The sequence below is a fragment of the Sphingobacterium corticis genome, assembly GCF_042684745.1.
In the GTDB taxonomy this organism is placed as follows: Bacteria; Bacteroidota; Bacteroidia; order Sphingobacteriales; family Sphingobacteriaceae; genus Sphingobacterium; species Sphingobacterium corticis.
In genome coordinates this window covers 252,971-268,092 of sequence record NZ_JBHUMA010000006.1, presented here as the reverse complement: position 1 = coordinate 268,092, position 15,122 = coordinate 252,971, and the positions used below count along the sequence as shown (strand labels likewise).

Below are 15,122 nucleotides of genomic sequence, written 5' to 3'. Positions count from 1 at the left end.
AAACCGGCTTATGAAGCAAGAAGTCTGGAAGCTTCCGGAGTTGAGGTAAAGAATATCGGAGGTGGTAAAACCATTACATATCAGCACATTGCGATCGAAGCGCAGGATATAACCAAGAAAGGGGAAAACGCAGAAAAATTCTTCATACATGAAATGCTATTAAATGTCTGGCTGACGTTCTTCACTGGCATCGCGCAGTACCCCGAACACGGCTTTTGTACAGACTGCCGTAACAGGCAGAAAAAAATGGAGAAACGACGCGATTGAATTCAGTAAATGATTCGGAATATCATAAATAATAATCGCATTAAGGTATTATAAATACATTTCGAGGAAAGCGTATTTGTTGCGACAATCGATATCAACAAAATATTGGAAAGGCTTCAGATTCGACAAATAGGATTCGACGAATTTGACTTTATCAGCTACCGCAACCTTCGATAGGTACGCGCACAGCCCTCATCACACCAATAGGAATTTATCACCAGCGTATTATCGTCGATCAGAATCGCGTTAGCGCTTCCACTTATCGAATACCATCGGTTGTATGATGGCTGGCAGTTTGAAAATTGGACTACTAAGTTATGGTTGCCGACGTCTTCTACTTTGTCAAAGTATACATCGTAAGTACCTTCGCATGGAAAGTCGCTGGATTTCACTTTACCAGTCGTATCAAAACTGATAATATAATTTTCACTTTCGGTATTTACTTCCAAAATCTTTGCTCCGTCGCTCGTGGTCGTCTTCACTAATTTCCATCTACCAAAAAGATGTGCTTCGGTGGGTTCCATTGCATATTCTGATTGCGCATCCTTTTGACACGACATCAAGGTAGATATTAAGGTTAAAAAAATGACTGATCGAATCATATTTTTGATGTTGATAATGTGGTTGTGCAAGGTTAACATATTGAAAACGCTACGAAACAAAACGTGCTACATCAAATCATAAAAAAATCCGCTTTTCTATATCGAAAAGCGGATTTTTTCAAATATTTTATCACTAATTCCAAGCTGGCGGATTAGTATGCAATAAATGCTTGACGAAGAAATCCCGGCGCTTGCGTTCTCCGAAATCGCCACCGGAAGAATGGCCCATCCCCGGAACCATGATAAAATCATGATCTTTTCCGTGTTTAATTAATTGATCGACGAGTTGATAAGTCGACGATGGATCGACATTGTCGTCCAATTCTCCGACTATTAAAAGTAGTTTACCTTCTAAACGATGTGCATTTTCCACATTCGAGCAGGCAATGTACTCCGGTCCTACCGGCCAACCCATCCATTGCTCGTTCCACCAAATTTTATCCATGCGATTATCATGGCATCCGCAAGAAGAAACGCCGACTTTATAAAATTCCGGATGAAACAACAAACCTGCCGTTGATGATTGTCCGCCAGCCGATGTCCCATATATACCAACGCGATCTAAATCCATGTAGTTATATTTTTGTGCGGCAGCTTTCATCCAAGCAATTCGATCCGGAAATCCAGCATCTTTCAGATTTTTCCAAGCAACATCGTGGAATGCTTTCGAACGATTCGACGTACCCATTCCATCAATTTGCACGACAATAAATCCGAGCTCTGCAAGCTCGTGCATGCCCGACGGATTTGCATAAAAAGATTTTGGAACGAAGGAACTATGTGGACCTGCATATATGTATTCAATGACCGGATATTTCATCGATGGATCGAAGTTGGAAGGACGAATAATCACGCCCCAAATACTTGTTTCCCCATCGCGACCTACTGATTCGAAAATTTCCGGAGCATGCCAACCTGTAGCCTCCAACTGCGAAATATCGCCTTCTTCCAACTTCATAACCACACTACCATCTTTAGCATCACGCAAAACAGTGACTGGCGCTTGATCCACACGGGAATATTGATCGACGAAAAGATTGTGGTTGGCATTAAAAAAGGCTTGATGGTTGGATTCTTCCGGAGTCAATTCTTTCAATCCCTTGCCATCCAATCCAATGGAATAATAACGTACTAAATAGGGATCTTCGCCTTTCTTCATTCCCGAAGCTTGGAAATAAACTTGTCGAGCAGATTCATCGACATGTGTCACGCCGCGAACTACCCAATCCCCTTTCGTAATTTGATTTTTCACTTTTCCGCTTTGCGCATCGAATAGATACAAATGATTCCATCCATCGCGTTCGGAAGCCCAAACGATCTCACGAGCAGATTCTAAATCTTTCCGAAACTTTTTGCCACTATAGTCAATGAAGGTTGGACTGGTTTCCGAAATAATTGATCTTGTTTGGCCGTTTACCGCGGATAATTCCATAACATCATAGCGCTGATGTCCGCGCTGATTGTATTCAAATGTAACCGCCGTATTTTGCTTGTTCCAAACCAATGGCGATACCGAAAATTGATTGCTCACCATTGTAGGATCTACCGACTTAACATCACCAGTTTCCACATCCAAAATAGTCGGGTAATATTGCGGTATCGCGTCGCCTGGTTTCACATAATCCCTGGTTTGCAATTTGGGTTGCAACTGATCAGCGGGCGAAGATTCCAACAAAGTAAGCTGTCTAACTTCTGCTTTGCGGACGCGAGAAACGGCAATCTTCTTGCCGTCGCCCGACCAATACAAACGTGCAGAATAAAATTCCCCCGGACTACCATCGAACGTCAGCTGTTTTTCAGCATCTTTAGCGGTTTCCGCTTTTCGTTTCACATAAACATTGCTGTTCTTAATGTACGCAACGTATATATCGTTTGGAGATGTAATGGGTTCCCCTTTTGCATCATCCCATCTTCTACCCCAATAGCCGTTGTTTGACTCTTCTTCTTGCTGGTCAAGTTTGCTAAGTTGTTGGGATTTGTTATTCCAATTCCATCGATGTTTTTGCGCCGCAAACTGAAAGTTCTGCGCATCAATGACTTCAAATCCGCGAGCGGAAATATCTTCTATTCCTGTCGGGGTTCCAGTTTGCTGAGAAAGCTGCCCGGCCAACTTTTTAATATCCACATAGGTTTTAGCTTTTTTGTTGGCATTCACCAACGCGTACGTTTCCTCATCTTGCGATGTGCGTACGCGATAGGCAAACGCGCTTCCATCCTTAGACCATGTAATCTGTTGCGGAATATTATACACTTTTCGTGCATTTTCGCGCACTTGCTTCGCCCGATCGTAGTCCGAGGACAATCCTTGTGCAAAACCAGATGATATATAAAAGGCAGATAAAACCGCCACCAATGCTAATCTCATGCTATTTTATTGTTCTTCTTTATTAAATAATACAAAGGAATTCCCGCCAAGGTAATACCAATCCCAGGTAAGGTAAACTGTGGTTTATAAACAACTAGCAAACCGATGAACAGCAAACCCATTACGATGTAAATGGCAGGTAAGAATGGATAGCCAAATGCTTTGTATGGTCGTGGTAAATCAGGACGTTTTTTTCGAAGGATGAATACACCGATGATGCATAGCATGTAAAAGATCACGACGACACACGTAATCATATCTAGCAGATCGCCATATCTTCCTGTTAAACACCATAAGGCGGCTACAATTCCTTGCAACCACAAGGCGTAAGCCGGAACAGCGTTTTTGTTTAATTTTCCGGTTTTCTTAAAGAATAAACCATCCTGCGCCATGGAGTAATAGATGCGCGCTCCAGCTAAAATCAATCCATTGTTGCAGCCGAAAGTGCTGAGCATAATCATGACCGCCAAAATGGTAATTCCGACGGGACCGAAAATTTCCTGCGCTGCAACCATTGCTACACGGTCTTTCGGTGCGGAGGCCATTTGATCCAACGACAAAACACCGGTGTACATTAAATTCGTCAATAAATACACGACGGTCACGATGATCGTTCCGAGTGCCAAACTTAAGCCGATATTTCGTTTTGGATTCTTAATTTCTCCAGCAACGGCGGAAGATGTATGCCAAGAATCGCTACTAAATAACGCACCGACCAAGGCAGCCGACAATGCGCCTAGCCCACTAATAAAGGTGTAATCACTCCTGCTCCAATCTTTGGAAATACTTTGCAAATGCCAAGTTTCGGCACTCGCCCAATTCTGTTGCCATACCGCCGAATCGAATGCCCAAAAACCAAATCCAACTAATAAGATTAAGCTTAACAGCTTTAGAATCGTAATAACAGTTTGTACGGATTTTCCATTCTGCACACCTTTCGTATTGATGAAAGTAAGCAAGAAAATCACCGCGATAGCGAGCAACTGCGCATACGAAACTTCATAGCTTCCGATCGACCAAAAGATCACATCCTCATCCAAAATAGGAAAGAGATATGCCGTAAATTTCGAGAAGGCCACACCTACCGCAGCTATGGTCGCTGTATGAATTACAGCAAAAAATGTCCATCCGAAAGTGAAACTCACTAAAGGATTATAGGCTTCTTTCAGATATACATACTGACCGCCAGCGCGCGGAAACATTGCGCTGAGTTCGCCGTAGCTGAGCGCGGCTGTCAAGGTCATAAATCCTGCGATCAGCCAAACTACCATCAACCATCCGACCGACCCTGTATTTCTGGCAATATCGGAGGAAACGATAAATATTCCCGATCCAATCATGCTTCCAGCAACCAGCATGGTCGCATCGAGCAATCCTAATGATTTTTTAAATTCCGAAGCGTTTTCACTCATATTTAGGTTAGTTGTAAAGGCGATCAGTTAGTTATTTGAAATCATAAAATTTCCACGTGGGCTTGTAGTTCATGGGTAGCTTTTGATCGGTTAGGATTGCGCGCAACATTTCCATTGGAAGGTAATTTTCCTTGATTACGCGATCGTGAAATTCCGCATACGACATTTTGCCACTACCAACTAATTCATCGCTGATGCTCAATAGTTGCAATCCACCAATCATATAAGCTAATTGATATAACGGGTCGTACGAACCTTCAAAAGATCTTTTTACCTCGCCATGTGCATTCGCCGGTTCGTGTCCAACTTCGTTCACCAAATAATCAATACATTGTTGCGGTGTCCATTCCCCTAAATGGAACTTGATGCTAAATGTTATGCGTGCACAGCGATGCATTCTCCAAAACAGCATTCCGATGCGCTCTTCCGGCGTTTGAGCGAAGCCCATTCTGTACAAAAGCAATTCCCAATATAGCGTCCAGCCCTCGGTCCAAAACGGCGTGTTAAAATGCTGCTCCCGATAGGGTTTATAGCGTCGGTTCATGAAGTATTGCAAGTGATGACCGGGAACCAATTCGTGCTGTACCGTACCGAGTGAGAAATGTGGATTGTTACCACGCATGCTCATCACTTTCTGATCGTACGACATATTGTTCGTCGGATATGAAATGCTGATTTCTCTTCCTCCAGTAAAGAACGGATTGACGAGTTGTCTTTCCGGCGTCATCATGATCATTCCCCATGTTTCATCTGCCAAAGGCGGAATATCCATCAGGTTGTTTTGTTGGATGAACGCTTGTGCTTTATCGTACAACTGATTAATCAATTCGGGTTGTTTTCCGACAGGAACGTATGTGTTTTTGACTTTTTCTTGCGCTGCGCGCCAATCATCGCCAAATCCCATTTCTCGGGACGCTTTTAATAATTCTTTCACGCACCAAGCCCATTCCTTATCAGCAATTTTCAACAATTCGTCGGCTGTATACGCAATGGATTCATCTTGCAATTTCTGATTCAACATTGCCTTTCCGATTGGCTGTCCACCGATATTGCTTCCGTCATCGAAAACCTGCCAATCCGATTTGGATTGTAAGGCTTCCTTATACTCATCTAAACGTTCATTTACATCCGCAAACGACGTAGGAACCCACCAAGTAAATTCTGGATCGTACTCATTATAAAATTCAAATGCGCTAGTCAATCTTTGTTTCAGACTTTCTAGCGCATTGGTTAAGAACGTTACATCCGCGGAAGGAATTGCTTTTCCGGTTTTAATTTCTTTGGACTTCTCGTGCAACTGCCTTGATACATGTTGTAAATCCGTGGCAAGCTTCTTCGCATCTAAAGCATGCCCGCGGCGGCGCGTTTGCTCGAAATTGTAAATAACCGAAGCAAACGGCAAGTAGCCTTCCAAACGCGCATACGTTTGTTGATCCTTCTTCAAATCTTCCGTATTGCGCGCTATTTTTCTTTTTAGCAATTGATAATCAACTTGTCCGCCAGTTGGCAAATGTTGATAATCAAGTTCATTCAATTCCTTTAAATAAGTTTGATCCAGAGCTATCAATCGATCAATTTGTTGCGGAGAAGCCGCAAATCGCTGATAGCTTCTTCCCTTCGGCATAGGACCATAGAAATAATTCACCGCCTGCACATCATGTCCATAACGGACAACATACGGTTCTAATGCTGTAGTATGTGAATACATATCGCTGTTTTGTCCTTGAACAAATGAAGTTGCCATTAAGCAAAATCCTACCATTATATTTTGACGAAATGAACTCATAGCCAAGTTTTTTAGGGTTTATTGAAAACGATCCGTTCTGAATCCTTCGATGTTTGTTTTTGGTGTTGATCCTGCCAATAAATCAGCGATTGTTTTCCCGAAAGCAGGACCTAAACTCAATCCCATCATGCCTGCTCCGCCAGCTAAAGATACATTCTGATAGCTCGCACAACGCCCCAAATAAGGTAGACCATCCGGCGAACAAGGACGGTAGCCATACCAAATTTGCTCAGGATATGAAACATTGAGATCAGGAAAATACTTTGGAATAGATTCTACAATTCCCTTTACACGATTCGGGTAAATCCGATCGTTGGCAGGACCAAGTTCCATCGTTCCGCTAAAACGGATTTGGCCATTCATCGGCGTCACGGCTACACGCGCTTCCACCAATAACGCAGCATGTTCCATAGCCGCTTCTCCTTCGGGGTCCACCATGAAAGAATATCCTTTACCAGGCATTAACGGTGTTTTTAATCCTAAACCTTTTACAATTTTCGGCAAGGATGCACCACCGGTAACCACAATCTCATCCGCTTTAAATGTTCCTTTGTTTGTTTTAACCGCAGAAACTTTGTTTCCCGAAACATGGAAACCTTCTACTGCGGTTTGAAATTCAAAACGTACACCGACCGATTTTAGGTAATCCGTCAACCCGAACATCAATTTAGATGGCGATAGGATACCATCGCATTTGTATAAAATCCCACCTTCCGCATCTAAACGTAAATTGGGTTCCAAAGTTTGAATCCCTGCTCTATCGTAAGCGACAACGTCTAATCCTAAAGATTGCGCACGTTCGGCCAATTCGCGTTCTTCGTGCTCCGCAGCCTTCGATTTATACAGCATCATGATACCGTTTTGTCGCAATTCAAAATCGAAATCGACCTCTCCTTTCAACTCGTCGTAAAGCTGACTGCTATATAAATTTAGATCGCGGATTGCTTCCGCATTTTTATTGACATGCTTTTCATTAGCATGTTTTAAGAATTTTAATCCCCAATTAATTAAATCTGGATTAAGCGACGGACGAACGTAAAATGGACTTTTACTATCTAGCATCCAACGGATTCCTTGCGCAACGATTCCAGGCGCAGCCAACGGCGTAAAATGACTTGGAACAATCATTCCGGCATTGCCGATTGAACAATTATTTCGCCCGTCTTCTTTATCCAGCACGCTGACTTGCCAGCCATCTTTCTGCAAATAATAAGCAGTACAGAGGCCAGCTATTCCGGCTCCGACGACTAGCGCCGTGCCTTTATTGTTTGTGTTTATTGTAGTTGTTGACACGCTTGTGGTGGTATTTGGTAGTTTGTTATGTTACTTGAAATCCTTCGAAATAAGGATCCTCGTCGTCGATGATAATTTGGCTATAGCCGGTAATCCGCGCCCAACCTTCTATGGATGGAATGATCGCTGCTCGATCGATAATCGATGTTTCTTCTTCAATACGACCGATAAATTGCGAACCGATATAACTTTCGTGAACGAATACATCGCCCGATTTCAATTTACCTTTAGCATGCCATTGTGCTAACCGGGCAGATGTTCCTGTTCCGCAAGGCGAACGATCCAAAGCATTCTCCCCGACTAAAACAGCATTTCTTCCCGTAGAATTCGACTTAGTCGGTTTTCCTGTCCATTGAATGTGCGTCAACCCTGCAATTAACGGATTTTCTGGATGCACGAAGCTGTATTTGTCGCTCAACAATTGGCGGATAATCTTTCCATAGTGAATCAATTGTGCTGCGCTGAAATCACTGATATCCCGAAAATTCTTCTGCGGATCGATAATGGCATAAAAGTTACCACCGTAGGCAACATCCGCTACAATTTCACCTAAATCTGGACAGTCAACAGTCAATCCTTCTGCATATAAGAAAGATTTTATGTTGGTCAACTTCACGGTTATCACTTTCGGACCTTCCTGAACGTAATCGATATGAATTAATCCTGCCGGGGTTTCCAAACGCAATTTCCCTGGTGTTTTAGGTTGAATTAATCCTTCCTCAATAGCAATCGTTACCGTGCCGATTGTGCCGTGCCCACACATTGGTAAGCAACCGCTCGTCTCAATGTACAGCACGCCCACGTCATTAGCAGGATCAGTCGGCGGATAAAGCATACTTCCGCTCATCATGTCGTGGCCACGCGGTTCGAACATCAGTCCTTTGCGAATCCAGTCGTACTCGGCCATAAAATGTAGCCGTCGTTCCATCATACTGCTACCGTTCAAAAACGGTACGCCACCGGTAACCAATCGTACCGGACATCCGCAGGTATGGGAATCAATACAAAAAAAAGTCTTTTTCATTTTGCGTCGCGCAGATAGACATATTTGTTATAAAATATCGGATGTTGGCTGACCATCGACGGTGCGCGTCAGCTTTAGTGGATTGCTCGATTGTAATTCGGCCGGCAGAAATTGCTCCGGCCAATTTTGAAACGAAATCGGACGAACAAAACGTTTTACAGCATCTGGCCCAACCGAAGTAAATCGCGGATCGCTGGTTGCTGGAAATGGTCCGCCGTGTTGCATCGCATATACGACCTCAACGCCAGTTGGCATTCCGTTGAATAACAAACGACCAACCTTATCTTGTAAAACGCTCGCCAAAGATCGGTTTGTAGCCAAATCATTTTCTGTTCCAGCGATTGTTGCAGTAAGTTGACCTTCCAAGGCATTCGCAATTTCTACGAATTGCTCCGTGGATTGTGCTTCTACCAACAAGCCAAACGGACCGAAAACTTCCGCAGATAATTGTGTATTACTTAAAAAAGCTTCCGCATTTGTCCACGCAATGGTGGGTTGCCCTTGTGTTTGCTCTGCTTTAGTGGCTGATTCTGCCAATATGGTTACCTGTTCCTGACTGTGGAAAGGTTGCTTCTTATCAACATAATTTTTGGCAATGCCCGGATGCAACATCGCTGTTGGTTTTGCTTCTTGGATCGCTTCGCTTAAAGCCGCTTTCAAACGCTCGAAAGCACTTCCAGTCTGCGCTACCAAAATACCGGGATTTGTACAGAATTGACCTGTTCCTAGTGTCAACGATGCAACATATTGCTTCGCAAATTCCTCCGCCTTGCTTTCCAACAATTCAGGAAGAGCAAAAACCGGATTGATGCTTCCCATTTCGGCGAAAACGGGAATTGGCACTTCGCGCTTCGCCGCGACAGCTACCAAAGCTTTTCCCCCCTGCTGTGATCCCGTAAATCCGACTGCTTGGATGGTAGGATGTGCGGTCAAGTAAGCACCGATCAATGTATCTGTTCCTTCTACGTAATCTCCAGCCACATGTCCGAAAACGCCTTCCGGCCAACCAAATTCCTTTACGGTTTTGCTGATGGCATCCGCCATGATTTGTGATGTTTCCGGGTGACCGGGATGGCCTTTAACCAGAACTGGACAACCAGCACCAATCGCACTAGCTGTATCGCCACCGGCGGTAGAAAATGCGAACGGAAAATTACTTGCACCGAAAACCACAACAGGACCTAAGCCCACGCTGTATTTACGAATATCGTTTTTACCGCTTTCTGGATTTGCGCGATCGATGCGTGCATCGATATAAGTACCTTTAGCGACCGCATCGCCGTAACTGCGCCATTGCCCAACTGTTCTGCCTTTCTCGCCCTGAAGACGAGCCATCGGCAAGGCAGATTCTCGATGAGCAACTTCAAACAAGTTGTCGTCAAGCGCTTCAATATTATCAGCAACGGCGTGCATAAAAGCTGCACGCTCCGTTACCGTTGTTGTTTTTAAAAACTGAAATGCTTCCGCGGATTTCTGCACGTACGCATCCAATATTTCCTTTGTTTGATTCATTGTTCTTTTTTATGCTTGCACCGCATCCAAAACAGGACGCGTAGCAATGCTATCTGCAATAATCTTTTGTACTATTTCCGCTTCTTCGCCAATTAGTGGAAGTCGTGGTGCACGAACGTGCGGTGTTGCGATACCTTCTGCTGTTGCAGCTAATTTGATGTATTGGATAAGTTTTGGATGAATATCTAATTCCAACAAAGGCATAAACCAACGGTAAATTTCTACTGCTTTTTGAATCTCTCCATTCTTTGCACAGTTGTACATCGCCATCGTTTCATTCGGGAAAGCATCAACCAATCCGGCTACCAAACCATCTGCACCCAATAAAAGAGATTCTAAACAAATGGTATCCACACCACCAAGAATGCTGAAACGATCGCCAAAACGATTTTTCATACGCGTAATATTTGCCAAATCACGTGTTGATTCTTTTACAGCTTGTACGGAAGGATAATCTGCTAGTTCGGCAAACATATCCAAGGTTACGTTGGTACTGTAATCTACTGGGTTATTGTAAATGAGGATAGGTAAATCGGTAGATTTTGCAACAGCTTTGAAGTATTCTAATACTTCGCGATCATCTGCTTTATAACGCATCGGTGGCAATAACATCAATCCATCGGCACCTAATTCTTTCGCTTTCTGAGCAACGGAAACAGCGTTTTTCGTGGTGTTTTCGGCGATATTAAGAATAACTGGAATTTGTCCACCAACGATTTGTTTTGCGTACTTTAATAAGTCAAATTTTTCTTCGGTCTCTAAGGTAGCCGAATCGCCTAAGGTACCTGCCACGATAATTCCATGCACTCCTGCTTCTATTTGTGCATTCGTGTTTTTCGCGAACATGTCGTAATCGATTTCTCCGTTCTCGGTAAAAGGTGTTAATACTGCGGGATAAATTCCCTTCCAATTTAAATCGGCCATAGTCAGTTTGTTCTTAGTTTAATCCATCTATTGTTTACTAGTATCAAAGCTACCGACTAATCTAAAGGACAACTAACCACCTTTTAATCATTCCTTATTAAATATTAACCATCAGAAATTTATTGATATAATAGATTTTGATAACTAAGAACATATTCTTTAGGTGACAAGCCTGTAACACTGCGAAATACGCGATTAAAATTAGTGATGCTGTTAAAACCGCAGTCATACGCTACACCGGAAATGGATTCATACCTGGACGACCCCAAGAGACGGCACGCTTCCCTAACACGAACCTCGTTTAAATAAGAAACAAAAGTTTTTCCGGTACTTCGTTTGAAAAATCGACAAAATGCTTGCGGTGTCAAATTCGCCTTGTCGGACATGGCATCTAGACTGATATTTTCTCGAAAATTTTGTTCGATATAACGACACAACGCGTGGATACGAATAGATCCTACTTCTTCCGTCTCACTGATGGAGATTCCTGACAATGGCTTCAATTCAGAAGAAACTGCATTCAGTGCGCGTAGCAGGTAACAAAAGTTGATCAACTGATCCATGTGATCAGAGCGTTTTAAGATATCGAAGCGACGACGTACGCGCGAAAGTTGCTGCCTAGGCACCTGAAATCCGCGTTTGTTTTTGCTGATAAAATCTAACAGAACGCTCAATTCGGGCAAATGCAACATATTGGCTAAAGCACCTTTATCACTAAAAAATATAGAGATAGAGCGGACACGTTCACTTAACGGCGTGTTCTTGAAGACATGTGCTTGGTTGGATCCCAATAAGAAGATATCGCCTTCCTGAAAGTCGTGCAAATTATCATCGACAAGCAGCTGTCCGCCGCCTTCTACAATCCATATCAATTGATATTCCTCGTGCCGATGCATGTATGGATAAAATTTGTCCAAAACATCTTCTTGGATAAACACGGTTCTGTCTTTTGGTACAGGAACGCTGTATTGAATAGGTTTCATAGCAGAAGTTTGTGTTAGTTGTTAACACTAAGATAAACTTAAAAACGATTCCTTCACAAGAAATCAACTAAAATTTAACAAAAAAAATTAGGCTGAATAAAGTGATTAATTTCTGCATGGAATCCGGTAAAATCCGGTTTATGCTAAAGCCCGACGTGTATTAAATTTGTCAACACAAACGACCAATCATCCCCTTCTTATGCTAACAAAACTATATTCCGCAACCACCATTTTGCTATTGCCTCTTTTTTCGATAAGCGTTCAGGCGCAGGAAAACGAACATCCGGTGTGGAAAAAGGTAAGGCAACAACCTCAAACGCTCCACTTGGATTTGGGCGAAAAACAATTTGCATTACCGCAGCTGAAATTTTCTATTTTAAATGCTTCGCAAACCATCGCTTCGCTACAACCGCAAAATGGAGACAATGTATTTGATTACACGCCGAAAAACTTTTTGTCCAAAAGAGATCGAAATCACTTCTATCATTTAGGAGATATCAATCTTCGTATACGAAAGGATTCGGAAACGGCGTGGAAAGATTATTCTACGGCATCCGATCGAAAAGATGTAAAAGCGTTGCCAACTGGGAAAGATGTTTTGGCATCTGCCGATTTATCGGCCAGTTTGCAGGGAATCCCTTTGCATGTGGAGCGATCATGGAAACAAAAAGGCGATGATTTGGTATTACAGTTTACCATAGAAAATAAAACCGATCAAACTTACGAGATCGGTTCCTTAGGCATTCCATTGCCATTTAACAATAATCTGGACGGCAAAAATTTGGATGAAGCACATGCTCATAATGTGTTTTTCGATCCGTACATTGGTTTGGATGCCGGATATGTGCAAGTCAATCATCTGCATGGACGCGGAAACAGTTTATTGGTATTGCCGGAAGAAAATGCTTCCTTCGAAGCGTACAATCCACTGAACGACGATCCAACGCCGCGAAGCATTACGTTTGAGGGTTTCCATGAATGGATGATCCATAGCAAAGCACATGCGGAAACCGATTGGAAAGGTGTCGACCAGTGGAATAAACCAACTTCAACGCTATTGAAACCCAGTGAAAAGAAAACTGTCGCACTTCGATTTGCATTCGCGCCAAGTATTCGGGAAATTGAAAATACATTGGTAAAGAACGATCGTCCGCTGGCGATTGGCGCATCCGGTTATGTGCTACCGATCAACAACACCGCAAAATTGTTTATCCAACATCAATCGCCAATCAAAGATATTACCGTGTATCCTGCACATGCGCTATCTGTTTCCAAAAAGAAAACCGATCATGGCAAATGGAAAGGTTACGAAATAAAAGGAAATCAATGGGGACGCGCTCGATTGACGATTACCTACGCCGACGGCAAACAGCAATCCGTACATTATAAGGTTATCAAATCTGAAAAAGATGTGGTAAACGATTTAGGGAATTTTCTAACGACCAAGCAATGGTTTGAGGATGATAAAGATCCGTTTAAGCGATCGCCTTCTGTCATAACCTACGACAACGAAGAAAAACGGCAAGTGACGGAGGAACAGCGCGCGTGGTATGCAGGCTTGAGTGATGAAGCAGGTGCCGGAAGTTGGCTGGCGGCTATGATGAAACAAGTGGTACAACCAAATGCGGAGGAACTTGCAAAGCTCAAGCGCTTTATGAACGAAACGCTGTATGGCAACATTCAGCACCGTTCCGGAAAGAACAAATATGGTGTGGTAAAAAGCTTATTCTACTACGAACCAGATTCCTTGCCAGCAGGCACATACAGCGATAGCATCAATTATACGACATGGTCGGCTTGGCCGAAAAAAGAAGCCGACAATGTCGGAAGATCGTATAATTATCCGCACGTGGCTGCTGCGCATTGGGTGTTTTACCGCTTAGCGCGATACCAACCGCATTTGGTTGCTGAGGAAAGCTGGGATACATATTTGGATCGTGCCTACGAAACATCGGTTGCTATGGTTGAACAAGCGCCGCATTATGCACAATTCGGACAGATGGAAGGAAGTATTTTCTTGATAATCCTTAACGATTTGCAACGGGAAGGAAAGACCGCAGAAGCTAGCAAACTGGAGGATTTGATGCAAAAGCGTGCGCAACATTGGCGCACACTAAACTATCCTTTTGGCAGTGAAATGCCGTGGGATTCGACCGGACAGGAAGAAGTTTATATGTGGTCGGATTATTTCGGATTCGACGACAAAGCTACGGTAACGCTCAACGCTATTTTGGCATACATGCCAGCCATTCCGCATTGGGGATACAATGGTAGCGCGCGTAGATACTGGGATTTTATCTATGGCGGAAAATTGTCGCGTGTAGAACGTCAACTGCATCATTACGGATCGGCATTAAATGCCATTCCGGTTTTGTCGGCTTATCGCAAAAACCCGGAAGATTATCATTTACTTCGCATTGGCCACGCTGGCATCATCGGCGCACTTGCCAACGTGACCGAAGAAGGTTTTGCGCCGGGCGCTTTCCACTCCTATCCTTCCACGTTGGCCAACGATGGAATCACAGGTGATTATGGTTCCGGATTTTACGGATATGCTTCCCACGCGGGAACTTACATCGTACAGCATCCGGAATTTGGATGGTTAGCTTTCAGCGGAAATTTATCGGAGAACAAAAATGGTGTTCAAGTTGAAATTACTACCGCATCTCGCAGTCGCGTTTACCTCGCACCGGAGCAATTGCTTATTCAAACCACATCCGGCGAGATTCAGCAATTAAACTATAATCCAAAAAATAAAGAAATCATATTAACCTTTACCGAGCAATCAGATAATAAGCAAAACGTTTCGGCGCATCTTTTATTGGAGGAAAACAACGGAACAGAAAGATATTCGATTGAAGGAATCGAGCGAGGCGAAAATGGCATCTACGTCATTCCAAACGGCACAAAACAAGTGAAGTTAAGACAGCAATCAGGCCGTTAATTAAACGCAA

Annotated in this window: 10 protein-coding genes; 1 reads left to right on the top strand and 9 read right to left on the bottom strand. The window is 43.3% G+C overall.

From position 1 onward, the window contains the following. Positions 1-425: 425 nt before the first annotated feature. From ACFSQ3_RS07255 to ACFSQ3_RS07215, 9 genes are all read right to left on the bottom strand, one after another. Complete coding sequence (locus ACFSQ3_RS07255; protein WP_380868870.1) at positions 426-827, bottom strand: hypothetical protein; 402 nt, start codon at positions 825-827, stop codon at positions 426-428. Positions 828-1,002: 175 nt separating this feature from the next. After that, complete coding sequence (locus ACFSQ3_RS07250) at positions 1,003-3,234, bottom strand: S9 family peptidase (protein ID WP_380868869.1); 2,232 nt, start codon at positions 3,232-3,234, stop codon at positions 1,003-1,005. Beyond that, positions 3,231-4,646, bottom strand: coding sequence for an APC family permease (locus tag ACFSQ3_RS07245; RefSeq protein ID WP_380868868.1), 1,416 nt, complete (start codon positions 4,644-4,646; stop codon positions 3,231-3,233). Before ACFSQ3_RS07245 ends, ACFSQ3_RS07250 begins: the two co-directional genes overlap by 4 nt. Positions 4,647-4,677: 31 nt before the next feature. Further along, positions 4,678-6,390 (bottom strand): DUF885 family protein, encoded by a 1,713-nt coding sequence (locus tag ACFSQ3_RS07240; RefSeq protein WP_380868867.1) that lies wholly within the window; start codon positions 6,388-6,390, stop codon positions 4,678-4,680. A 60-nt stretch (positions 6,391-6,450) separates the two neighbouring features. Beyond that, a complete protein-coding gene (locus ACFSQ3_RS07235) occupies positions 6,451-7,725 on the bottom strand; it encodes an NAD(P)/FAD-dependent oxidoreductase (RefSeq protein ID WP_380868866.1) in 1,275 nt (424 codons plus the stop codon). Positions 7,726-7,750: 25 nt separating this feature from the next. Further along, a complete protein-coding gene (locus tag ACFSQ3_RS07230) occupies positions 7,751-8,749 on the bottom strand; it encodes a 4-hydroxyproline epimerase (RefSeq protein WP_380868865.1) in 999 nt (332 codons plus the stop codon). 27 nt (positions 8,750-8,776) lie between these two features. Continuing rightward, positions 8,777-10,261, bottom strand: a complete 1,485-nt coding sequence (locus ACFSQ3_RS07225) for an aldehyde dehydrogenase (NADP(+)) (RefSeq protein WP_380868864.1) — start codon at positions 10,259-10,261, stop codon at positions 8,777-8,779. A gap of 9 nt (positions 10,262-10,270) precedes the next feature. Continuing rightward, positions 10,271-11,185, bottom strand: a complete 915-nt coding sequence (locus ACFSQ3_RS07220; RefSeq protein WP_380868863.1) for a dihydrodipicolinate synthase family protein — start codon at positions 11,183-11,185, stop codon at positions 10,271-10,273. 119 nt (positions 11,186-11,304) lie between these two features. Then, positions 11,305-12,168: a helix-turn-helix domain-containing protein gene (locus ACFSQ3_RS07215; RefSeq protein ID WP_380868862.1), complete on the bottom strand. Its 864-nt coding sequence runs from the start codon at positions 12,166-12,168 to the stop codon at positions 11,305-11,307. Between the two features lie 199 nt (positions 12,169-12,367). Between ACFSQ3_RS07215 and ACFSQ3_RS07210 the strand changes: the two genes are divergently transcribed. Next, entirely contained in the window at positions 12,368-15,112 is a 2,745-nt protein-coding gene (locus tag ACFSQ3_RS07210) for a DUF5695 domain-containing protein (RefSeq protein WP_380868861.1), read from the top strand. Positions 15,113-15,122: the final 10 nt, after the last annotated feature.